The organism is Salmonella sp. NW38, assembly GCF_051807745.1.
GTDB lineage: Bacteria > Pseudomonadota > Gammaproteobacteria > Enterobacterales > Enterobacteriaceae > Salmonella > Salmonella enterica.
This window is the reverse complement of sequence record NZ_JAMMTO010000016.1, coordinates 57642-81650: the sequence shown is the minus strand read 5'-3', so window position 1 is coordinate 81650 and position 24009 is coordinate 57642. Positions and strand designations below refer to the sequence as shown.

The window sequence follows — 24009 nt, the reverse complement described above, 5'->3', positions numbered from 1 at the left end:
AGCAGGGTGGTTTTTCCGGCGCCGTTGCCGCCGGTGACCTGCACCCACTCCCCGGCCTCCACGGTGAACGACAGCCCGCTGAACAGCGTCCTCTCGTCCCGCTCGCAGTACAGATCTCTGGCTTCAAGCATCATTGTCATTGCGCATATTCAGGTTGATATGGCGTATAAACACCGGTCAGGCTTTCCAGGAAGGCGACGATATCGTCAATATCGTTTTGCGGCAGATCTGTGCCAACCTGGTAACGCAGCATCAGTTTTACCGCGCCATCCAGCGTCGGTACGTCGCCCCGATGGAAATAAGGCGCTGTTAACGCGACGTTGCGTAAGCCCGGGACTTTTTGCCGTAATTTATCGCGAACCTCTTTGGTGACGTTCATACGACCAATATCCGCTGCGGTAATTTCGCCAAAATTAAAGTCTCGCTTTAATCCCAATGGTTCAAAAGAGCGCCCGCCTAAAATGATACCGCCGTGACAGGTTGCACATTTATTTTCTTTAAATAATTGATAACCGTGTTTCTGTTGCGCAGTCAGCGCATTTTCATCTCCACGTAGCCATTTATCAAAGGCGGAATCCGGCGTTATCAACGTTTTTTCAAATTCGGCGATCGCATCAGTAATATTTTCCCCGGTAAATCCTTGCGGATAAACCGCCTGGAAATCTTTTTTCAGGACAGGATCTTTATCAAGCTTGCTAATAATTTCATCCCAGGATTTAGAAGCCATTTCAATAGGATTTAACGGCGGTCCGCCTGCTTGCTCCTGCAGGGTTGCAGCACGACCATCCCAAAATTGTTCGATATTAAATACGGAGTTGAATACCGTCGGCGCATTTATTGGTCCTACCGCACCGCCAACGCCAATTGAGGTTTTTCTGCCATCGACACCGCCCGCATTTAACGCGTGACAATGCGCACAGGATATTGTGCTGTCGCCGGATAAACGTTCATCATGATAAAGACGGAAACCTAAGTCGACTTTTTTCGCATCGACGGGAATATTGCGCGGAATAGGCTGAACGGGTTCATTCCGGTGCGCGGCGTCGGTATCGGCGCTGGCATAGTTGCGCTCACGTTGATCGGCTATCCAGTTCAGGATGTCAGTACGCTCTTTATCGCTGACGCCCCCCGCCCAGTGCAGCGCGACATAGCGGGTTGGCGGCATAGTCTGATGTTGCATAACCCATTCAATTTTATTCAGTTCGCTTTGCGGCACCGGCGTATCCGCAATCAGGGCGGCCCGTACCGCCTCCAGGTTAAACGATTTGTAGCCGAGCTGGATATCGTAATCCATTAGCTGCTTTGCCACCGGAAAAGAGGAATAAAAAGGTAATTCAGCGGAAGGCGTATGACAATAATCACATCCTTTCTCCCTGAAATAACCCAGTATTTTATTATTTTCACCCACAACCGAGGCCTGCACATCGCTTTTTTTACTGCGCTGTTTGTCGTAATACCATACATACCCGGACAAACCTAAATAACATAACAGCCCAACGGTGATAACCGTTGTCGCATAGAGGGTAATTTTTTTCATATCACTATCCTTATGGGGTATTGCGGCATGATTAATTAAATTTTATTTTTTTACTCATGAGGCCCGTCAATACTAAATACAAACCCATCATGGATATTGATTGGTATCAATAATTACAATTGGCTAAACCTATAGATATGATAACCCCCGACTATCGTAAGATTTATTTTGCGATGCCCGTCACAGGGTTTATTCAGCCGCAACAATGGATAAATCCTCTTTTCCGTCATCAAAACGAACGATAGCCAACAATAATTGACTTAACGCAGCATAAAAACCATAGGGATCATGCTTAAGGCAATTATTTGTAAATTCCGGAAGCCATTCCAGTAATGACGACAATGTTTTCTGGCGTAATTTATTCATTCTCCGTTGTTGGAACGATTCACCCAATGAAAAATGTAAATGGCTGAGTAATTCCAGATAAATCGCCAAGTGGTCGGCCGGCTCTTTAAAATCGTCGTTGACTTCCATCCCAGCTTCAAGCAATAAATGTTTAATCATGCCGGGTTCCTGCTGCGGGTATTGCGAGGCGTAGGGCAAGGCCGATTTTTTATCCGTCATCAGGAACAATCCGCAAAAATCTGCGGCCAGCTCCAGCTGCGCATCCTGGAGCAGGCTAAGCGCGGCAATTTTTTGTTCGAGTAACGCCACCGACGCCGCCAGCGCAGGCTGACGCTTTAACAGCGCCAGCCAGTCCGCGATCTCCGCGGACTGTAATTGTATTAACCCTTCATCATCCACTTCCCGGAAAAAGAGTAACGCCAGCCATGCATATACGCAGGCGTACTGTTCCTGAGCAAGCGCTGGCTGCTTAATCATGCGGATTCCCCTGCGATGCGGGTACATATTCACACTGCGCGACCATCTCGACCGGACCGTTAAACGCCGTGACGTTATCAATAGGGCCGGTATATTTTTCAATTTCCACCAGCGTCGTATGCGCGCTGGTCGCCTGCGCGAGCTGTGATGTACCGATATCCAGCGTTAATACGTTAGGGTTGCCGTACTTACACAACGCATTGATGTCGCCGCCTTTATCAGGATCGTACCAGGCGCCTTCATGAATTCGCGCCACGCCCGGCGCATAGCGATCGGAAACTACCGCCCCCGCCAGTACCTGCCCGCGTGCATTGAATACCCGCACGATGTCACCGTTGCGGATCCCGCGCGCGCTGGCATCCTGTGGGTTAATAAAGACCGGCTCCTTGCCGCCAACGGCATATTGCTGACGCAGCGCTTCCGACTCGCACAGTTGGGAATGCAGACGGAAATCAGGGTGGACGGATTGTAAGTGCAGCGGCCAGCGCTGCGATCCCGGCCCGCCATGCGAGCGTTCGATTTTTTCGAACCACATGGGATGGCCCTGACAATCGTCGTATTGCATGTCGGCGATCGTTTTGGAGTAAATCTCGATCAAACCGCTTGGCGTGCCCAACGGCTCCAGGTCCGGATCTTCACGGAAAGCCTGATGGCGCACAAACATCTGCGGATGATCAAACTCGATGTACTCCTGTTGATTCCAGAACACCTCGAAAGTCGGTAAGTGGATACCGCGACCTTTTCCCTGCTGGCTCCCTTCCTGCCAGATGCGTTTCAGCCAGCCCATTTCATCAAGACCTTCCGTGAATGCCGCTTCACGGTTAAAGCGTCGGCAGAGATCGCGGAAAATATCAAAGTCGTTACGCGCTTCAAACTGCGGCGACACCACCTGTTTCATGGCGATAATGCCGCGGTTAGAGTGGTTGCCGAACTGATCGAGGTCGTTACGCTCAAATTGGGTGGTAGCCGGCAAAACGATATCCGCAAAGCGGCAGGTCGACGTCCACTGGTTATCAATAGCGATGACCGTTTCCAGCTTGCGCCAGCCTTCAATTATGCGGTTAATTTGTTGGTGTCGGTGGAACGGGTTGGTCCCGGCGAACACGCACATCTTCAGCGGCGGTAATTTAACCGATTTGCCGTTCCAGTTAATGACCTTGCCCGGTTCAAGAATGGCATCCATAAAACGCGCAATAGGAATGGTGCTGCTGTAGCCTTTGTAATCCGTGCTGTCGTGTACTGGCGGAACGGTCGTCGAACCGGAAAAGCCGCTTAAAATGATCCCTTTACGACCAGGCGTCCCGGCGCCGTTGTAGTGCCAGCCAAAACCAAAGCCGCCGCCCGGTAAACCAATCTGTCCCAGCATTGCCGCCAGCACGACGACCATCCATGACCACTGTTCACCATGCTGCATACGTTGTACGCACCAGCCAGCGATGATTTGCGTTCTGTCGCCCGCCATCTGCCGCGCCAACGCGCGGATGGTGTCGGCGTCAATACCACACAGTTTTTCCGCCCAGGCGGCATCTTTGGGCTGTCCATCTTTCTCGCCCAGCAAATAGGGGAGGAACTGGTCAAAACCGACGCAGTAGTTATCGAGGAAATTTTTATCGTACAGTTTCTCGCTGTACAGGGTATGCGCCAGCGCCAGTTGTAACGGGACATCCGTCTGCGGGTTAATGGCGATATGTTTGACCTTATCGCGCCCCAGATAATCGTGCGTGGAGGTAACAACCGGGTCGATGCTGATGACCGAGATAGCGCCGCTGGCAACCTTCTCTTTTAATTGTTCATAGTACTGATAGACATCGTGATCCGGGCACCACCAGTTTGCCTGCTGGTTTTTCACCATATCAGAACCCCATAGCACAATCGTTTTACTGTTCTGTAAAACCAGAGGCCATGACGTTTGCTGCTCGTACACTTCCATTGAACCCACCACGCGCGGCAGAATCACCTGCGCCGCGCCGGTCGAATAGTCCCCTCCCGTGCTAACGCTATTGCCATGTAGCGCAATCGCGCGCGCCAGCATCCCGGAGGCGTTATGGAACATGCCGGTAGATTGCCAGCCGCTCGCCGTCAGTAACGCGCTCGGCCCGTAGGTTTTTTGCACCCGCTCCAGTTCCTGATAGAACAGATCCAGCGCTTCATCCCAGGAGACGCGCACAAAACGATTATCGCCGCGCTGCGAGGTGTCGCTTTGATGACCTTTGCGCATCCAGTCGACGCGCACCATCGGATAGCGAATACGCGCCGCGTTGTGGACGTGATCGGGCAGACCGGCGATCATTTTGGACGGGTATTTATCCTGTTCAAACGGTTTTGCCGCCACAAATCGACCGTCAACCACCGTGGCGCGAATCGCCCCCCAGTGAGAACCGGTAAGGATACCCTCTTTCGTCGCGGCGCCTGGCGCAACGGCATCCGCTGCGCTGGCGCTACGGGGCGTCAGCAGTGACGGTCCCAGCATTCCTGCCACCGTCAAACCGCCAAGCTGCGCCAGAAAACGTCGACGAGAGACGTGTAGCGTGTCCTTATTTTTCATTGTGTTCTCCCTTATCGCTGTGCGGCGTGTTGGTGGTATCAGACGCATTCATCTGGAGATATTTCAACAAGGTACGTTCTTCACGCTTATCCAGACTGGTGAAACCGATCATGCCGTTGAGCGTGCCGATCCAGCCGTTAGCGTCAAAGTGCGCTTTGTCCGGCGCGCCGTGACACTGATTACAGGTGCCGTTATAGAGGGAGTCGGCATAGGCCCAAATCGGTTTAATGTCATTTACCATGTCGCCTTTTTGCATCCACGCAGTTGCCTGTAATTTGCTCCACTGAGTATTGGTCGCCGCGACGGTGGTCTCTTCCAGCGTTTTCACATGCTGTTGCACATCGCCGCGAATCGAGGCGACAAAAATACGTTTACCGGGCAGCTGCGTCAGTACGCGCTGACGACCGTCCGTCTCCGTCCAGCCTTCGATTTGCACTTGCAGCCAGTCACCGTCCCGTTTAAGGACTTTCACTTCAGAAGCAGGCAACAGCGAACCTGCCGGTTCTTTATCACCTTTAGCGGCGTAAATCGGCTTGATATCCAGCGAATAGAGCGTATCGCCGTCATTATGCGTACTGGCGCTGGCGCGCAGTTCATCAAACTGTTTGCGGAAACCGCTGCTCATATCCGGTAGCTGGTGGGCAATCCCTTTATGACAGTCGATGCAGGACTGATTTTCTTTCGCGGCGATTTTCATTTGCCGCGCCGCTTCCGGGTTCTGTTTCGCGTGATCCATCGCATCGTAGTTATGGCAGGAACGACAGGTCGCGGAGTTATTCTCTTTCATGCGCGCCCATTCACGCTCGGCAAGCTCGGCGCGTTTGGCTTCAAATTTTTCCGGGGTATCAATCGAGTGGGCGATAAATGTCTGGTAAAGATCGTTGCTGGCTTCCAGCTTACGTTTCACCATGCCTGGAATATCAGGGGGGATATGGCAATCGTGGCATTCCGCGCGTACGCCGGAAGCATTCTGGAAATGTACGGACTGTTTATATTCCTGATACACCGGCTGCATACTATGGCAGCTGACGCAAAACTCTGTCGTACTGGTCAGTTTGATACCGACGTGAGGTAACACGATCAGCGCAACACCGATCACAATCCCGACAATGACCAGCGCCAGTATCGACCAACGGGCGCTTGGCCTGAGTAGCGCTCTCCAGAGTTTTCGCATAATAGCCCCTGTAATTATATGGTTTAATGCGCAGATCTTATTCCGCAAATATGAACAGCGTCACTGGTCAGGATGAACGGGATACGGCAATATATGAACAGATATGAACAGAAAGAGACCGCGCGCAGGATGTCACATCACATTGTTATTGTTGAGGATGAACCTGTTACTCAGGCCAGATTACAGGCCTATTTTGAGCAGGAGGGGTATCGCGTTTCGGTGACCGACAGCGGCGCGGGCCTGCGCGACATCATGGAGCATGAGCACGTTTCGCTGATCCTGCTGGATATCAACCTCCCCGATGAAAACGGGTTGATGCTGACCAGGGCGCTACGCGAACGTTCCACGGTGGGCATTATTCTGGTGACGGGGCGTTGCGACCAAATCGACCGCATCGTCGGGCTGGAGATGGGCGCGGACGACTACGTCACCAAGCCGCTGGAACTGCGCGAGCTGGTAGTGCGGGTGAAAAATCTTTTGTGGCGCATCGATCTGGCCCGCCCCACGCCGCAAAATGCCAGTGAAAACTGCTATATGTTTTCCGGTTACTGCCTGAACGTGATGAATCACACGCTGGAGCACAATGGTGAAGCCATTAAGCTTACGCGCGCGGAGTACGAGCTACTGCTGGCCTTTGTGACCAACCCAGGCAAAGTGCTGCATCGTGAACGCCTGCTGCGAATGCTTTCCGCCCGCCGCGTAGAGACTCCGGATCTCCGCACAATTGATGTCCTGGTTCGCCGCTTACGCCATAAAATTACGCCGGAACTGCTGGTCACACAGCATGGCGAAGGCTACTTTTTAGCCTCGGAGGTGTATTGATACAGATAGACGGGCCGAAATCCCGGAGGCGATAGCGAACGGCGAACGCGCGCGCTGTCGGCGTTGTTATGCGTCAAAATAAGCACCGGCGGGCTGATATTTTCAGGCACCGGTTGCCCCTGTAAGACCTTAATCGACTGCGTTATCGCTAATTCTCCCTGCCAGGCCATCTGATCGCTGAGCGCCATCAGGATATGGCCGCGTTTTAAACCGCGATAAACCTGATGCGTCAGATAAAATGAGACGATCGTGAGCGGAGTCGTCAAATTTCGCCCTTCGCCCATCGCCGCCTCCGCCGCTATCGCCGACCCGGCGACCACATTGGCGTCCGGATGGCGCTCCAGCATTTCCTGGAGTAAGTTTCGCTGCACTTCAATGTCGTTATCGCCCCAGGCGATATCCACAATGTTGATCGCGCTGCCTTTAATTGCCTGGCGAAAACCCGCCACCATCTCCTGACTGCCGCCGGCTTCTTCCGGCCCCGGGAAGAGTAAAACGTTAAGCGCTTTTCCTTTGCTCCACTGCACCAGGAAACGTCCCGGCAGATACCCCATCTGAAACCACGGCAGACCAACGCGGGTTGCGACGCTGGCATCGTGAATCATGTTCACCAGTTCAATAACCGGCACATTACCGGCAAACCGTTCCAGCTCCGGGAAACGATCGGTACTGCTGCCAAGCAGAATAGCGTCGGCACCCCACTCCCGGCACTGCATCATTTGCTGTTGTTGCGTCGCCAGTTGCCGATAGCCATTCGCTTCCAGCACTTTTAAATCAACGCCATACAATTTGGCCGCTTTTTGCATCCCGTAGTTGACGGACAACCAGTAAGAATCTTTCAGGCTGGGGTATAATGCGCACAGTTTCCAGGGTTTACTCGCATTGACTGACGTTTGCCGCCAGGGAATCGCCCGATCGGCGCGCGTCCAGTGTAGCAGTCCGGTTTCGGCTGACGCCGTTTCTACATTCGAGACGATGATTATCAAAAAAAAGAACGAAATAAGCGCGCGCATGATAGCCCCACCAGCAACAAGGTTTTATCCTAATGGTTTTTCCGGCGGCAACTCAACCCATTTCACCCGCGGCGCATAAATGTCAACGCCTTCACTGACCCGCAGATTATGGCTGGCCTTCGCCCTGATGGCGGCACTCACCCTGCTCAGCACCGTGATCGGCTGGATAAGCCTGCGCGTCATTAGTCAGGTGGAGCAAACCAATACGCAAGCGTTGCTCCCCACGATGAATATGGCCAGGCAGTTAAGCGAAGCCAGCGCTTACGAGCTCTTTTCCGCGCAAAATCTGACCAATGCCGACAGTGAGGGCGTTTGGCTGGCGCAGGGGAAGATGCTGAAAGCGCAAAGCCTTAAAATTAACCATCTTTTGCAGGCATTAAGCGAGCAGGGATTTAATACCTCGGCCATCGCCCGGCAAGAAAAAGAGATTGCGCAAACGCTTGGGCAACAGGGAACACTGGTCGGTGAAATTCTCACGCTGCGCGCACAGCAACAGCAGTTAAGCCACCAGATTGCGGAGGCGGCGGAAAGCATTGCCGCCCAGGCTCACGGTCAGGCCAATAATGCCGCGACATCTGCGGGCGCCACCCAGGCCGGTATTTACGATCTTATCGAAAGCGGTAAAGGGGATCAGGCTGAACGCGCGCTTGACCGACTGATTGATATCGACCTTGAGTATGTGAATCAGATGAATGAGTTGCGGGTCAATGCCCTGCGGTTTAAGCAGCTCATTGTGACCTTAAAAGACGCGCAAGGGCTGAGCGATGCCGAGGACACCGATGAAAAACTTAATCAGTTGGTTAAAATTTTATCCCGCCGCCAGCAGCGTATAGAAGATCCTACCGTTCGCGCCCAAATCGCCGACGCGCTGGAGAAAATAAACCAGTACACCACACTAGTTACCCTGTTTCGTAAGGAAAATGCCATCCGCGACCAGCTTCAAACGCTTATGGCCAATAACCTCTTTCAGTTTACCCGCTTCAGTACGGAAGTGTCGCAGTTGGTGAACGCCATCGAAAAACGAAACGAGGCTGGGTTAGCGCGCCTTACACACGCCAGTCAGCGTGGGCAAATAGGGTTAGTGATCTTAGGTATCCTGGCGCTGTGCTCATTAAGTTTTATCCTTTGGCGAGTGGTTTACCGTTCCGTATCCCGCCCGCTGGCGCAACAAACGCAGGCCTTACAGCGGCTACTGGAGGGCGATATTGACTCACCGTTTCCGGAGGCGGCTGGCGTCAGCGAACTGGATACCATCAGCCGTCTGATGGAAGCGTTTCGCGCCAACGTGCGCAAATTAAACCGCCATCGTGAGGATTTGGCGGAACAGGTGCGATCGCAAACGGCGGAGCTTCATGCGCTGGTGCTGGAACACCGGCAGGCGCGCGCCGAAGCGGAAAAGGCCAACGAGGCGAAATCGACGTTCCTTGCCGCCATGAGCCATGAAATTCGCACGCCGCTTTACGGCATTCTCGGTACGGTACAATTGCTGGCCGATAAACCGCTCATGGCAAACTACCGCGACGACTTACAGGCCATTAATGATTCAGGCGAATCGCTACTGGCGATTCTTAACGATATTCTTGATTACTCGGCGATTGAAGTAGGCGGCACCAACGTTTCTATTAGCGAGGAACCGTTTGAACCGCGACAATTGTTGAATAGCGCGCTGCATTTAATGCACAGCCGCGTGCAGGTAGCGCTCATCGCCGACTTTAGCGAGCAACTCCCCTCCACGCTACAAGGCGATCCGCGCCGGATACGTCAAATTGTGATTAATCTTTTAAGTAATGCGGCGAAATTTACCGATCGCGGCAGCATAGTGCTGCGCACGTTTTGCGACGATCAGAGCTGGTTTATTGAGGTTGAAGATACCGGATGCGGTATCCCTGAAGCAAAGCTGACGGCTATTTTCAAACCGTTTGTGCAGGCGACAGGACGCCGGGGCGGGACGGGCCTGGGGCTGGCTATCAGCGCCAGCCTGGCAGAGGCGATGGGCGGGACGCTAACCGTCACCAGTACGCTTCATGTTGGCAGTTGTTTTCGCTTACAACTGCCGGTTCGCCACCCCAGACCCGCAAGCAAAAATGCGTTCAGGGAACCGATAAATCTTAACGGACTACGCCTGTTGCTGATTGAAGATAATATGCTGACGCAGCGTATTACCGCTGAAATGCTCACGGGTAAAGGGGTGAAGGTCTCAGTAGCTGAAAGCGCGAATGACGCGCTACGCTGTTTAGCCGAAGGCGAGTCCTTTGATGTGGCGCTGGTGGATTTTGATTTACCGGATTATGACGGCTTAACCCTGGCGCAGCAGTTGATGAGTCAGTATCCCGCCATGAAACGCATTGGTTTTAGCGCGCATGTGATAGACGATAATCTTCGTCAGCGTACCGCCGGTCTTTTCTGCGGGATTATTCAAAAGCCCGTTCCCCGCGAGGAGCTTTACCGTATGATAGCGCACTATTTACAGGGCAAATCTCACAACGCGCGGGCGATGCTGAATGAACATCAGCTTGCCGGCGATATGGCGTCTGTCGGCCCGGAAAAGCTCCGGCAATGGGTCGCCTTATTCAAAGACAGCGCGCTGCCTTTAGTCGAGGAGATCGAGGCGGCGCGCGCCATGAATGACGACGTTAACATTAAGCGGCTGGCGCATAAATTAAAAAGCGGCTGCGCCAGCCTGGGGATGACGCAGGCAACCGAAGCCTGTCGGGAGCTGGAATTGCAACCGCTTAGCGATATAGATATTAAAACTATCGTGACGCAGGGAGTGACGGCGCTCGACGCATGGATAGCCGGTCATCCTTCGCCATAATAGCTTCCGGCTCGCCACGGCCAACTTATCCGACGCGTTTCACATCGCCCACTAACAGGATGTAAGACAGCGCACCCAGCAGAGCCACAACGGAGATATAGACCAGCGCCGGAGCAAAACCGTAGCTTTGCGCCAGATAACCAATCACTAACGGTACGCTAATCCCGCCCAACCCACCGATAAAGTTAAACATACCGCCGGTAAGGCCAATCAACCGCATCGGCGCAAGGGAAGAGATTAACGACCAGGTAATGGACGCAAATCCATTGCCGAAGAAAGCTATCGCCATCAATGCCATAATCCACAACGGATCGTTAGTGTAGTTAGCGCCCATAATGCACGTGGAGATGAGCAAACCGCAAATAATCGGCGTTTTGCGCGCCACGCCCAGCGAGAAGCCTTTTTTCACCAGTTTATCCGCCAGCCAGCCGGAGAGCAGTACGCCAAAAAAGGCAGCCAGGAACGGTACGGTCGTCATAAAGCCCGCTTTTAGCGCGGTAATGCCTTTTTCCTGGGTCAGATAATTAGGGAACCAGGTCAGAAAGAACCATAGCGTAGAGTTTACGGCGAACTGACCGAGGTAGACGCCCACCAGCTTACGATGGAACACCAGTTTCCAGTCGGCTTTCGTCAACGGCTGGCGGGCCTCTTTTTTCGCTGGCGCATCGCCATCCACCAGACCGCCGCCATCGCGAATATACTCCAGCTCCGCCTGGCTAAGGCTTTTCGTCAAACGCGGCGGTTGATAAACCTTAAACCAGACCAATGACCAGATAATCCCGATACCGCCGGTGACGATAAAGACCCAGTGCCAGCTCAGCATTTCCTGAATCCAGATCAGCAGCGGCGTAAGGAATGCCAGTCCGACGAACTGTCCGGAGGTGTAGAACCCGACTGCGGATGCGCGCTCATGCTCCGGAAACCAGCTAGTGACCATCCGGTTATTTGCCGGAAAGGCTGGTGCCTCGAAAATCCCGGTAATAGCGCGCAGGCCGATAAGCGACAATAGTCCCGTCGCAAACCCCTGCAATAGCGTCGCGACTGACCAGCCGAAGATAGCGATAAAATAGGTCAGCCGGGACCCAATACGGTCGAGAAACCAGCCGCCAGGGATCTGGCATAACGTATAGAGCCAGGCAAAAGCGGAGAAGACATAGCCCATTTCCGCTTTGGTAATGCCGAATTCTTTTTGAATATGCATGGAAGCCACGGCAAGGTTGGCGCGATCGACGTAGCAAATCACCACGGTAATAAAGATCATCACCAGCGTCAGATAGCGGCGACGCCCCGGCTGTGCTGCTGTAACTGAAATATCCATCGTCATCTGTCTCCAGATTCTGGGCATAGCGAGGCCGCTCACCATGCCCTGTAAATTACAGAGGGTGTGTTTTTATATTTAAATTGGGTTGCCCGGAGGGCGACGTTTGTTGAGCCTACAGCGTGGCGATCACCACTCGGCTACCGATCCGTCAGCGTGCCGCCACAACGGATTACGCCAGTCCGGCGCGCTTTTGCTAAGTTCAATCACCCTGGCCTCGTCAATGTCTACGCCAAGACCCGGTTTGGTTAAGGGTTTAAAGAAGCCGCCGTCCATGCTGAAGTCTTCTTTGTTTTTCACAAAGTCGAGCAGCTCCGCGCCCTTGTTATAGTGAATGCCCATGCTCTGCTCCTGGAATACCGCGTTGCGCGAAACAAAATCGATATGCAGGCAGGCAGCCAGGGCGATTGGACCCAGCGGGCAATGCGGTGCCAGCGCCACGTCATATGCTTCCGCCATTCCGGCGATTTTATAGCATTCGGTAATGCCGCCCGCGTGGGATAAATCCGGCTGTAGAATCGCCAGCCCGCCCGCGTCCAGCACGCGTTTAAATTCAAAACGCGAGAACATACGCTCGCCTGCGGCAATCGGAATATGCGTTTGCGCTGCCAGGCGCGGATAATATTCCGCCTGTTCCGCCAGCACCGGCTCTTCAATAAACAGCGGACGATAGGGTTCCAGTTCTTTAATCAGCACCTTAGCCATCGGCGCGCTAACGCGACCGTGGAAATCGAGCCCAAACTCAATTTCACTGCCGAAAGCTTCGCGGATTTGCGCCACGGTATTGACCGCCGCATCCACCGCACGGGAATTATCAATCACGCCCATCTCTTCACAGCCGTTCAGCTTGAAGGTGTCAAAACCAATACCGCGCAATTTTTCAATACCGTCAATGACGTCTGCCGGACGATCGCCGCCCACCCAGCTATAGGCCTTGATTTTGTCGCGCACCAGGCCGCCCATGAGCTGCCAGACCGGCGCATTCAACACCTTGCCTTTGATATCCCACAATGCCTGGTCAATACCGGCGATGGCGCTCATCATAATCGGGCCGCCGCGATAAAAACCGGCCCGGTACATTACCTGCCACAGGTCGTTGATACGCGCCGGATCTTTCCCTATCAGGTAATCGGCAAACTCATGTACTGCCGCCTCTACAGTACGTGCCCGACCTTCAATGACCGGCTCTCCCCAGCCAACCACGCCTTCATCCGTTTCGATTTTCAGGAACATCCAACGTGGAGGTAAACGGTACGTGGTGATGTGAGTTATTTTCATTTCACTGCCTCTCGATACGCATTAACAAATGCCGCAGCCTGCTGCGCGGTGCGTTCAACGGATTGCCCGGCGCGATAGAGATCGCTACCCAATCCCGCGCCCACACAGCCGGCTTTAATCCATTGCGCCAGGTTTTCCGGCGTCACGCCGCCGACGGCAAATAGCGGAACATCCGGCGGAAGTACCGCTTTCAGCGCGCTGATGTAGCCCGGACCAAACGCCGATGATGGGAAAATTTTTAACGCCTGTGCGCCAGCATCCAGCGCAGCAAAGGCTTCTGTTGCCGTGGCGCAGCCCGGACACACGGTCATGCCATAGCTCACTGCCCGGCGGATCACCTCCGGTTGGATATTTGGCGTGACGATCAGCTTGCAGCCCATCCCGGCAAGCTGGTCTACCTGTTCCGGTTTCAGTACGGTACCAGCGCCAATAAGCGCCCTGCCGCCATACGCCTTCACCACGGAAGAAATGCTTTTTTCCCACTGTGGGGAGTTAAGCGGAATTTCTATAGCGTCAAATCCCGCATCCACCACCGCGCCAACGTGCGCCAGGGCATCATCGGGCGTAATACCGCGTAAGATAGCGATGAGAGGGAGATTAGTTTGCCACTGCATGAGCGATGCTCCTTATTCCAGCCTGAAATGCCATATCGCCATCCACGGTTGAAACATCACGCCCAATAGCACGAAACGCCTGTTGGTAACGTGAGATCAGCGCGGGTCCAGCGACGAGAGTGATAGCCTGTTGCGCCGCAAAGGATTCGCTCATGCTGGCGACTTCCGCGCCAATCAACAGGCCGGAGAGGAAGTCGCTGACCTGCTCACGCGCAAGATGTCCCAACACGTGCGAGGCGCGAACCTCAAAAAGAGAAGGCAGGACGGCAGGAGAATTAAGACCGCGCTCCAGCCCCGCGGCATAGGCGTCGCCAGAAGCTTCCTGTTCCGGCAAACCAGCCCCGACCAGCGAGTGACGCAGCAACAAGTGATGGAGTTCGCCTGTCATCACAGTACGAAAATCATGAATTTGTTGCGTATCAGTCTGTACCCATTTGCAATGCGTGCCGGGCATGACATAGACAGAAGAAGGAGAAAGTTCGCGGGCGCCAAGCAGTTGCGTCTCTTCGCCGCGCATCACGTTGTGGTTATCCTCGCGTGAGACACACAATCCGGGGATGATCCAGATGTTGTCGCCAACGGCAGTTAACTGTTCGCCAATAGCGGAGAACAGGGCGGGAACCGGCAGATAAGGCGCATTTTGCCAGCCTACGTTACTGCCGATCATGCCCGCCATTACCACGGGGGTGGCGCTGTCGCGCCAGTGTGTTGTGACTTCTGCTAACACCGCGTCAGGAGATTTACCGTTCAGGCGTGTAACGCCTGCTTCTGATTGCCTGCTCTCCAGGCATTTGTCGCCCTGGTAAAGCCAGGCGCGCAGATTGGTCGATCCCCAGTCAATTGCGATGTAGCGAGCTGTCATGTGATTTCCTTTAACCTTCGTGTCGAGCTGGCGATCATGGTTAATGCCGCCTGCTCTGCCGCATCGCCATCCTGATGCCGTATCGCATCGAATAGCGCCTTATGTTCCTGGAGCGTTTTCGGCATGTTGGCCGCATCGCCCATCCAGGTCCGTTCAAATACCGCTCGCTGTAGCGAGCTGATCGCTACATTTAACTGTTGCAGCACCGGGTTATGCACCGACTGCAACACTGCCTCGTGATAGCGAATATCCGCCTCGTTAAACGCTTCCCGGTCCTGGTTGTTGGCAATCATGTCGTTTAGCGCCGACTCAATTTCAGCCAGATCGCTTGATGTTGCCCGTTCCGCCGCCCAGCGTGCTATTGCTGGCTCCACCAGGTTTCGTATTTCGCTCATCGCGCTGATAAGCCTCGGGTCGTAGTCGTTTTCCAGCACCCATTGCAGCACGTCGGTATCGAGATAATTCCACTGGTTACGCGGTGCGATAAACGCGCCGCGATAGCGCTTCATTTCAATTAGCCGCTTCGCCATAAGCGAACGAAACACTTCGCGAATGATGTTGCGCGACGTTTCAAACTCCTCGCACAGATCCGCTTCCGCTGGCAGCGCCGAACCGGGTACGTATTTACCGCTGACAATCTGTTTGCCCAGCGTGATAACGATGCGATCGGTTTTATTGAGAGTCATAGAGAGTCCTTGTGCTCGATGTGAACTCTCTTACTTTACCGCGATAGCTGAATTACGCCGCAATTTTGTAGTACTAGTGTGATATCAACCGTCGTTATCATGTCATTAATGTAGTACAACACAATTATGTTGTACTACAATTTAGATCACAAAAACGACAATTGGTTATGGGAACGTTATAAGACGTAAACGAAAGACATAAAAAAACCCGCAGCAAGTGCGGGTCGTTAAGCGCGTATTTGCCCGATGGCGACTATGCCTTATCGGGCGGGGAAATGGCCGGATGAGTGATCGGGGTTCAGCACAAATTTTTCAATCGCCCAGGCAACACCATCTTCAAGGTTCGATTTAGTCACAAAGTTAGCCACCTCTTTGACCGACGGAATGGCGTTGTCCATTGCCACGCCCATACCGGCGTATTCGATCATCGCAATGTCGTTTTCCTGATCGCCAATCGCCATCACCTCCTCTGGCTTAATACCCAGCGCCTCGGCCAGTGATTTTACGCCAGTGCCTTTATTAACCCGTTTATCGAGGATTTCAAGGAAATACGGCGCACTTTTCAGCACGGTGTACTTTTCCTTCACCTCTGCCGGTATACGCGCAATCGCCCGGTCGAGAACGGCAGGCTCATCGATCATCATAACTTTCAGGAACTGGGTGTTCGGGTCCATCTTCTCCGCTTCACAAAATACCAGCGGAATGGTCGCCACATACGATTCATGCACCGTGTAGTAGCTGATATCGCGGTTAGCGGTATAAAGCGTATTTCGGTCTAATGCGTGGAAGTGAGAACCCACCTCACGGGACAGTTTTTCCAGGTAACGGTAGTCATCATAGCTGAGCGCCGTTTGCGCAACCGTACTGCCGTCCCCTGCTTTCTGCACCAGCGCCCCGTTATAGGTGATGCAATAATCACCGGGCTGTTCCATGTGAAGTTCTTTCAGGTAACTGTGCACACCCGCATACGGACGGCCTGTGGTCAGCACCACGTTTACCCCTTTTTCACGCGCAGCGGCAATCGCGTTTTTAACCGCCGGAGAAATGGTGTGATCGGGCAGCAGAAGGGTGCCATCCATGTCGATAGCAATAAGTTTGATAGCCATGAAATCCCCGCATTAAATGAGTCCTGACTCATGCTAACGCGATTCCGCTCAAAAAACAGTAAAGAATCCGAGAGAAAGGGGGATAAGATTCACAAACGGGATTCCCCTTTTCAGGCCGTATTCTCCCTCCTGATGTATTAGATAACCTCATTAATCAAACAGAAAATACCGTTTTTCTAAAAGAATGTGTATTGCTACTTTGGACATCATCACTTAGAGCCTAATGGGATTGGTTCTTAATCAGTAAAAATCAACAAAAACTTATATTTTAAAATAACCTTATCCGATGAGAAGGAGATCGCTAATGTCGATGGCCCTTACCGCCCCCCCAACCAGGAAAAGATTTTTAATCGTTGCCTGTCTGTTTATTGGAATATTTATTGCTTATCTCGATCGCGTTAATGTTTCGGTATTAGCCGCGAATGAACCCTTCTTAGCCTATATGGGTATTGAAGGTATGCCATTGCAAATCGGCATGATGATGACCGTCTTTCTGGCCGCTTATGGTATCGCTAACGTTGTATTATCACCGCTTGGCGATTATCTCGGCCCCAGAAAAGCAATGATGCTTTGTATTCTGATCTGGACTATCGCTTTAATGGTTGGCGGAGTCGCCACATCATTCGCTCTAATTATTATTTGCCGTATATTACTGGGCATCGGAGAGGGATTTTATTATCCACTGCAAAGCGTATTTATTAAAAACTGGTTCCCGAAGCAGGAGCGCGGCAGAGCAAACGCGGCGTGGATCGTCGGTCAGTCGGTGGCACCCGCCATTGCGATGCCTTTTTTCACCTGGTGGATAGGCACCCACGGCTGGCGTTCCAACTTCTTTTTATGCGCCGCTCTCGGGTTAATCCCACTCTGGCTACTCTGGCGATATGTTGCTGATAAACCAGAACAACATAAAAGTATCAGCGAACAGGAACTGGCTTATATCAAAGCCGGACAGGAAACGGAAAGCGCAGGCAACAGCGAAAGTTTTATGTTGCGGGTCAAACCGGTGATCACCAACTATTGCTACTGGTTGCTGGTGCTGTGGTACCTGTGCCTGCAATGCCTGTACTGGGGGATGATTACCTGGCTGCCGACCTATCTTAAATCAGCCAGAGGATTTAGCTGGGCGGAAATGGGCTGGCTGGCGTCGCTTCCCTTTGTCCTGTCAATATTTTCTAAAGCCGCTGCGGGGATCTTCGTCGATAAAATAGGACGCAGCGCCCCCATATTAATGGTATTAATGTTTTTCGCTGGCGTCAGTATCTATTTCGGTACCATAACCGAACATAAATATATGTCAGCGGTACTCCTCTCCTTTGCTGTTGCTTTCTGTACGATGGGTACGCCCGTTGCCTGGACGTTATTACAGGGAATGATACCCGGAAAATCTATTTCCGCCGCCAGCGGCGTAATGAACGGCGTCGCCAATGGACTCTCTTCATTATCTCCCGTATTTATCGGCTTATTTATTTCTATCACTGGAACTTATACCGGCGGCTTACTATGCCTGGTTTTTATCAGCGCTATCGCCGTGGTATCGGCATTAATCTTAACAATTAAAAAATATTAATTACGAGGAGTAAATGATGAAAATTACCAGCGTTGATATCATTGATGTGGCGAACGATTTTGCGTCCGCCACCAGCAAATGGCGTCCGGTGGTGGTAAAAATTAATACCGACGAAGGCATTTCCGGTTTTGGCGAAGTCGGGCTGGCTTACGGCGTCGGCGCCTCTGCGGGCATCGGCATGGCAAAAGATCTTGCCGCCATTATCATCGGCATGGACCCGATGAATAACGAAGCTATCTGGGAAAAGATGCTCAAAAAAACCTTCTGGGGGCAGGGCGGCGGCGGCATCTTTTCCGCGGCGATGAGCGGCATCGATATCGCGCTGTGGGATATCAAAGGCAAAGCGTGGGGCGTGCCGCTGTATAAAATGCTTGGCGGCAAAAGCCGAGAGAAAATAAGAACCTACGCCAGTCAGCTACAGTTTGGTTGGGGGGACGGCAGCGATAAAGATATGCTGACCGAGCCGGAGCAGTATGCACAGGCGGCGCTGATTGCAGTGAATGAAGGCTATGACGCGATAAAAGTGGATACCGTCGCGATGGATCGCCACGGCAACTGGAACCAGCAAAACCTCAACGGACCGCTCACCGACAAAATCCTGCGCCTGGGCTATGACCGTATGGCCGCCATTCGCGATGCCGTCGGCCCGGACGTTGATATCATCGCCGAAATGCACGCCTTTACGGATACTACATCCGCAATTCAGTTTGGTCGCATGATAGAAGAACTGGGTATTTTCTACTACGAAGAACCAGTCATGCCGTTAAACCCCGGACAAATGAAACAAGTAGCTGATAAAGTTAATATTCCACTGGCGGCTGGCGAACGCATTTACTGGCGCTGGGGATACCGTCCTTTCCTGGAAAACGGCAGCCTGAGCGTTATTCAGCCCGATATCTGCACCTGCGGCGGCATCACCGAAGTGAAGAAAATCTGCGATATGGCGCACGTTTACGACAAAACGGTGCAAATCCACGTTTGCGGCGGGCCGATTTCCACGGCGGTGGCGCTGCATATGGAAACCGCAATCCCCAACTTCGTCATCCACGAACTGCACCGGTATGCGCTGCTGGAACCGAATACACAGACCTGTAAATACAACTATCTACCCAAGAACGGCATGTACGAAGTCCCGGAGCTTCCTGGTATCGGCCAGGAGCTGACCGAGGAAACCATGAAAAAATCACCAACCATCACCGTAAAATAAGCCAACTGTCTGCCTGCGCCGCAGGCAGACCCCCTGTATTTGCGAGTCGTATCAACACGACCTTATCCAGCCTGAGATAAAATCCTCTCAGTAAAGGGGTAACACAGGTGGCAAATGAATTTAACTATCCGGCAATTTCGCGCGTTTCTGGCCGTCGCGGATTTGCGTAGTTTTACCGCCGCCAGCAAATATCTGTGCATCACGCAGGGAGCTGTTAGCGGTTTAATCAACGAAATGGAAAGCCAGATGGAGGTTTCCCTTTTCGACCGCACTTCGCGCGTGGTGAAGCTATCGCCCGACGGCGAAAAGTTTTTACCCGCCGCCATGCGGGTTGTTGAAGAGTTTCAACGGGCCGAAAATTATGCCCGCGACCTGAAAGAGATCAAAAAATCCCTGGTGCGGGTTGTTGGCGCGCCGCTGATCGCCTGTGCTTTTCTGCCGCAAATCATCCATGCCTTTAAGCGGCAGCATCCGCATACCCACGTACAGCTTATTGATAAGCCCATGTCGCAATTACAAAAAAGCATTATGTTGGGAGAAGCCGATTTTGGTATCGGCCCGGAGCGGCCGCTGGAACCGGAAATCGACAAACAAACGCTGTTCACAACGGAAATCGCCCTGTACTGCCATCCGGACTATCGGCTGCATAAAAAAACGGTTCGCTGGGAAGAGATTCAAAGCGAAGAGCTGATTGCCGTCGGCAACGAATCCATTCCGATGATCTCCGCGACCGCTGGCGTGCGCATTAAGCCCAAAATGACGGTGGAGCATATGGCGACCGCCATGTCGCTGGCGGCGCAGTGTGAAGGCGTGGTGATCGCCGGAACCTTTTCCCGCCATTACGCCAAAAGCTACCAATTAGCGACCTGTTCGCTCACGCCGCCGCTGCGGCGCAATATGAACGTGTATTACCATGCGTGGCGCGCACAAACGCCCGCCACGCAGCGCTTTAGAGATTTTTTATTCAGCTATGTCGATGAACATCATGATGCCCCGGCCAACCAGAGGTAGGCCGGGGATTAAGGCAGGTTAAATATCGATATTCGCCGCTTTCAGGGCGTTCTCTTCGATAAAGGCACGACGCGGCTCAACGGCATCACCCATCAGCGTGGTGAACAACTGATCGGCAGCAATCGCATCTTTGACGGTCACACGTAGCATACGGCGGCTTTCCGGGTCCATGGTGGTTTCCCACAGCTGATCCGGGTTCATTTCACCCAGACCTTTATAACGCTGGATAGCCAGACCGCGACGTGATTCTTTCACCAGCCACTCCAGCGCCTGCTCGAAGCTGGTTACCGGCTGGCGACGCTCGCCGCGTTCGATGAACGCGTCCTCTTCAATCAGACCGCGCAGCTTCTCGCCCAGCGTGCAGATACGACGATATTCCGCGCCGGTCACAAACTCGTGATCCAACGGATAGTCGGTATCCACGCCATGCGTACGCACGCGAACGATCGGCTCGAACAGATTCTGTTCCGTATTAGTATGAACATCGAACTTCCACTGGCTGCCGTGCTGCTCTTTCTCGTTCAGCTCGGTAATCAGCGCATTCACCCAGCGCGTTACAGTCTGCTCATCAGAAAGATCGGCTTCGGTCAGAGTTGGCTGATACACCAGCTCTTTGAGCAGCGCTTTCGGGAAGCGACGCTCCATACGACCAATCATTTTCTGCGTGGCGTTATATTCAGAGACCAGTTTTTCTAACGCTTCGCCGGATAGCGCCGGCGCATGGGCGTTCGCGTGCAGAGTCGCACCGTCAAGCGCGATGGAAATCTGGTACTGATCCATCGCTTCATCGTCTTTAATGTACTGTTCCTGCTTGCCTTTCTTCACTTTGTACAGCGGCGGCTGGGCAATGTAAACGTGGCCGCGTTCAACGATTTCCGGCATCTGACGATAGAAGAAGGTCAACAGCAGCGTACGGATGTGCGAGCCGTCGACGTCCGCATCGGTCATGATGATGATGCTGTGGTAACGCAGTTTGTCCGGGTTGTACTCGTCGCGACCGATACCGCAGCCCAGTGCGGTGATCAGAGTCGCCACTTCCTGAGAGGAGAGCATCTTGTCGAAGCGCGCTTTCTCGACGTTGAGGATTTTACCCTTCAGCGGCAGAATCGCCTGGTTCTTGCGGTTACGCCCCTGCTTCGCAGAGCCGCCCGCGGAGTCCCCTTCCACCAGGTACAGTTCGGACAGCGCCGGGTCGCGTTCCTGGCAGTCAGCCAGTTTGCCCGGCAGGCCCGCTAAGTCCAGCGCGCCTTTACGACGGGTCATTTCACGGGCGCGACGCGCCGCTTCACGCGCACGCGCGGCGTCGATAATTTTGCCGACGACAATTTTCGCGTCAGATGGGTTTTCCAGCAGGTATTCGCTCAGCAGTTCGTTCATCTGCTGTTCTACCGCCGATTTCACCTCGGAAGAGACCAGCTTATCTTTGGTCTGCGAGGAGAATTTCGGGTCCGGTACCTTCACGGAAACCACCGCAATCAGACCTTCACGGGCATCGTCGCCGGTGGCGCTGACTTTGGCTTTTTTGCTGTAGCCTTCTTTGTCCATGTAGGCGTTCAGCGTGCGGGTCATCGCCGCACGGAAGCCTGCCAGGTGAGTACCGCCGTCGCGCTGCGGAATGTTGTTGGTAAAGCAGTAGATGTTTTCCTGGAAACCATCGTTCCACTGCAGCGCTACTTCGACGCCGATACCGTCTTTTTCGGTGGAGAAGTAGAAGATATTCGGGTGGATCGGCGTTTTATTCTTGTTGAGATATTCAACAAACGCCTTGATGCCGCCTTCGTAGTGGAAATGATCTTCTTTGCCATCGCGCTTGTCGCGCAGGCGGATGGAGACGCCTGAGTTCAGGAATGACAGTTCACGCAGGCGTTTCGCCAGGATCTCATATTCAAATTCAGTGACGTTGGTGAAGGTTTCGTGGCTCGGCCAGAAACGTACCATCGTACCGGTTTTATCGGTATCGCCAGTGACGGCCAGGGGTGCCTGCGGCACGCCGTGCTCGTAGATCTGACGGTGAATTTTGCCATCTCGCTGGATAACCAGTTCCAGTTTTTGCGACAGAGCGTTGACTACCGAGACGCCCACGCCGTGCAGACCACCGGAGACTTTATAGGAGTTATCGTCAAATTTACCGCCCGCGTGCAGAACGGTCATGATCACTTCCGCCGCCGAGACGCCTTCTTCCGGGTGAATCCCGGTCGGAATGCCACGGCCATCATCCGTTACGGACACGGAGTTATCGGCGTGAATAGTCACGACGATATCTTTACAGTGACCTGCGAGCGCTTCGTCGATAGCGTTATCTACCACCTCGAATACCATGTGGTGCAGACCGGTGCCGTCATCCGTGTCGCCGATATACATACCCGGGCGCTTACGCACCGCATCCAGCCCTTTCAGGACTTTGATACTGGAGGAGTCATAAGAATTCGACATCAACGTTTCTCGCTCATTTAATCTTGGGTTAATCCGTTATTTTACCCTTTTCCACGGTAAACATCTTCGAATTTTCATCCGACATGTCTATAACGTGTTCAGCGCTAATTGCGCTGACAAAGACCTGCGATTGCGTGGCTTTTAAGCGGCTGGCCAGCAGTCCGCGACGCGCATCGTCAAGTTCAGAGGCAAAATCATCTATCAGGTACAGGCAGCGCCGCCCGCTTTCGCGGGTGAGGAACTCGCCCTGCGCCAGACGTAAGGCGCACATCAATAACTTTAGCTGCCCGCGCGACAGGGTATCTTCCACCGGCGCGCCGTCAGCGCGAATGCGAAAGTCCGCTTTATGCGGCCCGTGCGCGGTGTAGGTCAACATACGGTCACGCTCAAAGCTTCGCTCCAGCACGTCCGCATAGTCTGTCTCTTTCTCCCAGCCGCGCTGGAAAGAGAACGTCAGGGAAAATTCAGGTAAAAACTGCTGACAGGTATCCGCCATGTCCTGTGCGATAGCGATGCTGTACTCCGCCCGCCAGGTACTAATTTGTTCCGCCAACGGGATCAGCTCTTTATCCCACGGGCGCAATTGCTCATAACGACTCACCTGGCGCAGCGCAGCATTACGCTGTTTCAGCAATCGTTTCAGGTTACTCCAGGCGGTGAAGAATCCGGCTTCGTTGTGAAAGCATCCCCAGTCAAGGAACGCTCTTCTGTATTTGGGGCCGCCGTTGAGTAAAGTAAACCCCTCCGGCGTAATCAACTGCATCGGCATTAAATGCGCCAGCTCCGCGATCTTGTGACCGTCGGTACCGTCGATACGGACTTTGCTGTCGCCCTGCTTATCTTTGGTTAAGCCAATCGACGTCTCACGCTCTTCGCCCTGTAATCGCCCGTGGAGAACAAACGCTTCCTGCTCATGACGAATCACGCGGCCAGGCTGCAAACTGCGAAACGCCCGACCGTGGCCAAGCGTATAGATAGCTTCCAGCACGCTGGTTTTGCCGCTACCGTTGGCGCCAACCAGGAAGTTAAAGCCGGGGGATAAAGCGAGATCCGCATTTTCTATGTTGCGGAAGTCTTTGATTAGCAGTCTGGATAGCGACATATCAACTCATAACCAGGGCGTTATCGGCGCAGTTAGTCTGGTTACGGCCAGCGCACAGCAACCGGAGCGTACTGGAGTACGTGAGGATTGCTCGCTG

At 53.3% G+C, this 24009-nt stretch carries 19 protein-coding genes; 5 read left to right on the top strand and 14 right to left on the bottom strand.

The genetic code is table 11. The annotated features are described in order from the left end of the window. The 5 genes from NA624_RS22145 to torC form a co-directional block, all read right to left on the bottom strand. The coding region (locus NA624_RS22145) for an ATP-binding cassette domain-containing protein (RefSeq protein ID WP_119757578.1) at positions 1-131 on the bottom strand (131 nt) is incomplete at its 3' end. A gap of 5 nt (positions 132-136) precedes the next feature. Then, positions 137-1537 (bottom strand): cytochrome-c peroxidase, encoded by a 1401-nt coding sequence (locus NA624_RS22140; RefSeq protein WP_000724469.1) that lies wholly within the window; start codon positions 1535-1537, stop codon positions 137-139. A gap of 189 nt (positions 1538-1726) precedes the next feature. Next, positions 1727-2359: a molecular chaperone TorD gene (gene torD / locus NA624_RS22135; RefSeq protein WP_000595414.1), complete on the bottom strand. Its 633-nt coding sequence runs from the start codon at positions 2357-2359 to the stop codon at positions 1727-1729. Then, positions 2352-4904: a trimethylamine-N-oxide reductase TorA gene (gene torA / locus NA624_RS22130; RefSeq protein ID WP_000790693.1), complete on the bottom strand. Its 2553-nt coding sequence runs from the start codon at positions 4902-4904 to the stop codon at positions 2352-2354. Before torA ends, torD begins: the two co-directional genes overlap by 8 nt. Beyond that, positions 4894-6078, bottom strand: a complete 1185-nt coding sequence (gene torC / locus NA624_RS22125) for a pentaheme c-type cytochrome TorC (protein ID WP_001230254.1) — start codon at positions 6076-6078, stop codon at positions 4894-4896. The genes torA and torC overlap by 11 nt, the downstream gene beginning before the upstream one ends. 129 nt (positions 6079-6207) lie before the next feature. Here torC and torR point away from each other — a divergent pair, with 129 nt between their 5' ends. Further along, positions 6208-6900: a two-component system response regulator TorR gene (gene torR / locus NA624_RS22120; protein ID WP_001562512.1), complete on the top strand. Its 693-nt coding sequence runs from the start codon at positions 6208-6210 to the stop codon at positions 6898-6900. Here torR and torT read toward each other — a convergent pair. After that, positions 6873-7913, bottom strand: coding sequence for a TMAO reductase system periplasmic protein TorT (gene torT / locus NA624_RS22115; protein WP_001202036.1), 1041 nt, complete (start codon positions 7911-7913; stop codon positions 6873-6875). The two genes, torR and torT, sit on opposite strands and share 28 nt — an antisense overlap. A gap of 79 nt (positions 7914-7992) precedes the next feature. On the opposite strand from torT, the gene torS reads away from it, so the two are divergent. Further along, positions 7993-10728 carry a TMAO reductase system sensor histidine kinase/response regulator TorS gene (gene torS, locus NA624_RS22110; RefSeq protein ID WP_000106940.1) on the top strand — a complete coding sequence of 912 codons (2736 nt, stop codon included), beginning with the start codon at positions 7993-7995 and terminating at the stop codon, positions 10726-10728. 25 nt (positions 10729-10753) lie between these two features. Here torS and NA624_RS22105 read toward each other — a convergent pair whose 3' ends face one another. The 6 genes from NA624_RS22105 to yidA form a co-directional block, all read right to left on the bottom strand. Continuing rightward, positions 10754-12091 (bottom strand): MFS transporter, encoded by a 1338-nt coding sequence (locus NA624_RS22105; protein ID WP_000253524.1) that lies wholly within the window; start codon positions 12089-12091, stop codon positions 10754-10756. 84 nt (positions 12092-12175) lie between these two features. Then, entirely contained in the window at positions 12176-13324 is a 1149-nt protein-coding gene (gene dgoD, locus NA624_RS22100) for a galactonate dehydratase (RefSeq protein ID WP_000704735.1), read from the bottom strand. After that, entirely contained in the window at positions 13321-13938 is a 618-nt protein-coding gene (locus NA624_RS22095) for a 2-dehydro-3-deoxy-6-phosphogalactonate aldolase (protein WP_001198741.1), read from the bottom strand. The genes dgoD and NA624_RS22095 overlap by 4 nt, the downstream gene beginning before the upstream one ends. Then, entirely contained in the window at positions 13922-14800 is an 879-nt protein-coding gene (locus tag NA624_RS22090) for a 2-dehydro-3-deoxygalactonokinase (protein WP_000127129.1), read from the bottom strand. Before NA624_RS22090 ends, NA624_RS22095 begins: the two co-directional genes overlap by 17 nt. Next, positions 14797-15486 carry a D-galactonate utilization transcriptional regulator DgoR gene (gene dgoR, locus NA624_RS22085; RefSeq protein ID WP_000174317.1) on the bottom strand — a complete coding sequence of 230 codons (690 nt, stop codon included), beginning with the start codon at positions 15484-15486 and terminating at the stop codon, positions 14797-14799. Before dgoR ends, NA624_RS22090 begins: the two co-directional genes overlap by 4 nt. A 260-nt stretch (positions 15487-15746) precedes the next feature. Then, positions 15747-16592: a sugar-phosphatase gene (yidA, locus tag NA624_RS22080; RefSeq protein WP_000985570.1), complete on the bottom strand. Its 846-nt coding sequence runs from the start codon at positions 16590-16592 to the stop codon at positions 15747-15749. 304 nt (positions 16593-16896) lie between these two features. Between yidA and NA624_RS22075 the strand changes: the two genes are divergently transcribed. From NA624_RS22075 to NA624_RS22065, 3 genes are all read left to right on the top strand, one after another. Next, positions 16897-18159, top strand: coding sequence for an MFS transporter (locus tag NA624_RS22075; protein WP_000061262.1), 1263 nt, complete (start codon positions 16897-16899; stop codon positions 18157-18159). A 13-nt stretch (positions 18160-18172) separates the two neighbouring features. Next, positions 18173-19366: a mandelate racemase/muconate lactonizing enzyme family protein gene (locus NA624_RS22070; protein WP_000975833.1), complete on the top strand. Its 1194-nt coding sequence runs from the start codon at positions 18173-18175 to the stop codon at positions 19364-19366. A 114-nt stretch (positions 19367-19480) separates the two neighbouring features. Further along, positions 19481-20377, top strand: a complete 897-nt coding sequence (locus NA624_RS22065; protein WP_001054595.1) for a LysR family transcriptional regulator — start codon at positions 19481-19483, stop codon at positions 20375-20377. 18 nt (positions 20378-20395) lie between these two features. On the opposite strand, the gene gyrB is transcribed toward NA624_RS22065, so the two are convergent. Further along, complete coding sequence (gene gyrB / locus NA624_RS22060) at positions 20396-22810, bottom strand: DNA topoisomerase (ATP-hydrolyzing) subunit B (protein ID WP_000072047.1); 2415 nt, start codon at positions 22808-22810, stop codon at positions 20396-20398. A gap of 28 nt (positions 22811-22838) precedes the next feature. Continuing rightward, on the bottom strand, positions 22839-23912 hold the full coding sequence (gene recF, locus NA624_RS22055; protein ID WP_000059372.1) for a DNA replication/repair protein RecF: 1074 nt from the start codon (positions 23910-23912) through the stop codon (positions 22839-22841). Between the last annotated feature and the right edge of the window lie 97 nt (positions 23913-24009).

What these genes read in the sequence shown, in the direction of transcription:
- NA624_RS22095 (WP_001198741.1), bottom strand. Translation starts at nt 13,938, where the DNA reads ATGCAGTGGCAAACTAATCTCCCTCTCATCGCTATCTTACGCGGTATT.
- dgoR (WP_000174317.1), bottom strand. Translation starts at nt 15,486, where the DNA reads ATGACTCTCAATAAAACCGATCGCATCGTTATCACGCTGGGCAAACAG.
- NA624_RS22105 (WP_000253524.1), bottom strand. Translation starts at nt 12,091, where the DNA reads ATGGTGAGCGGCCTCGCTATGCCCAGAATCTGGAGACAGATGACGATG.
- NA624_RS22140 (WP_000724469.1), bottom strand. Translation starts at nt 1,537, where the DNA reads ATGAAAAAAATTACCCTCTATGCGACAACGGTTATCACCGTTGGGCTG.
- NA624_RS22090 (WP_000127129.1), bottom strand. Translation starts at nt 14,800, where the DNA reads ATGACAGCTCGCTACATCGCAATTGACTGGGGATCGACCAATCTGCGC.
- dgoD (WP_000704735.1), bottom strand. Translation starts at nt 13,324, where the DNA reads ATGAAAATAACTCACATCACCACGTACCGTTTACCTCCACGTTGGATG.
- NA624_RS22075 (WP_000061262.1), top strand. Translation starts at nt 16,897, where the DNA reads ATGTCGATGGCCCTTACCGCCCCCCCAACCAGGAAAAGATTTTTAATC.
- torS (WP_000106940.1), top strand. Translation starts at nt 7,993, where the DNA reads ATGTCAACGCCTTCACTGACCCGCAGATTATGGCTGGCCTTCGCCCTG.
- gyrB (WP_000072047.1), bottom strand. Translation starts at nt 22,810, where the DNA reads ATGTCGAATTCTTATGACTCCTCCAGTATCAAAGTCCTGAAAGGGCTG.
- torT (WP_001202036.1), bottom strand. Translation starts at nt 7,913, where the DNA reads ATGCGCGCGCTTATTTCGTTCTTTTTTTTGATAATCATCGTCTCGAAT.
- NA624_RS22070 (WP_000975833.1), top strand. Translation starts at nt 18,173, where the DNA reads ATGATGAAAATTACCAGCGTTGATATCATTGATGTGGCGAACGATTTT.
- torD (WP_000595414.1), bottom strand. Translation starts at nt 2,359, where the DNA reads ATGATTAAGCAGCCAGCGCTTGCTCAGGAACAGTACGCCTGCGTATAT.
- torR (WP_001562512.1), top strand. Translation starts at nt 6,208, where the DNA reads ATGTCACATCACATTGTTATTGTTGAGGATGAACCTGTTACTCAGGCC.
- yidA (WP_000985570.1), bottom strand. Translation starts at nt 16,592, where the DNA reads ATGGCTATCAAACTTATTGCTATCGACATGGATGGCACCCTTCTGCTG.
- torC (WP_001230254.1), bottom strand. Translation starts at nt 6,078, where the DNA reads ATGCGAAAACTCTGGAGAGCGCTACTCAGGCCAAGCGCCCGTTGGTCG.
- torA (WP_000790693.1), bottom strand. Translation starts at nt 4,904, where the DNA reads ATGAAAAATAAGGACACGCTACACGTCTCTCGTCGACGTTTTCTGGCG.
- NA624_RS22065 (WP_001054595.1), top strand. Translation starts at nt 19,481, where the DNA reads ATGAATTTAACTATCCGGCAATTTCGCGCGTTTCTGGCCGTCGCGGAT.
- recF (WP_000059372.1), bottom strand. Translation starts at nt 23,912, where the DNA reads ATGTCGCTATCCAGACTGCTAATCAAAGACTTCCGCAACATAGAAAAT.